The 267-nt window shown below is 48.3% G+C and carries 1 pseudogene; it reads right to left on the bottom strand.

Features of this window, described 5'->3' with window-relative positions:
• Positions 1–215, bottom strand: a pseudogene (locus tag AAEY83_RS15565) (FimV/HubP family polar landmark protein); the annotation flags it as partial.
• Positions 216–267: the final 52 nt, after the last annotated feature.

Here is a 267-nt window from a genome sequence, read left to right as displayed (position 1 = left end):
CGATTGAGGGTTTCGATGGCTTTGTCGTAGCGCTGTTGATCGATAAAACGCTGAGCAACCGACAGATTATCAAACTTGCCTTCGTTACTCGCGTTTTGCTGCGTAGGACGATGCTGATTGGCTCCAGAAGTGGTTGCTGGGGCATTGGCTGCCAAGTTTTTACCAGCCTGTATAGGCGCGCGTGCCGATGGTTTTTGCGCTTTATTTTTGCGCATTACCAAGACAGCTATTAGTAAAATAAGCACCAGTCCGGCGATGATATATAGC

Origin of the sequence: Psychrobacter sp. TB20-MNA-CIBAN-0197 (assembly GCF_040309765.1) — a bacterium.
In the GTDB taxonomy this organism is placed as follows: Bacteria; Pseudomonadota; Gammaproteobacteria; order Pseudomonadales; family Moraxellaceae; genus Psychrobacter; species Psychrobacter submarinus.
The sequence above is the reverse complement of the archived record's forward strand: the minus strand, read 5'-3'. Positions and strand labels throughout refer to the sequence as shown.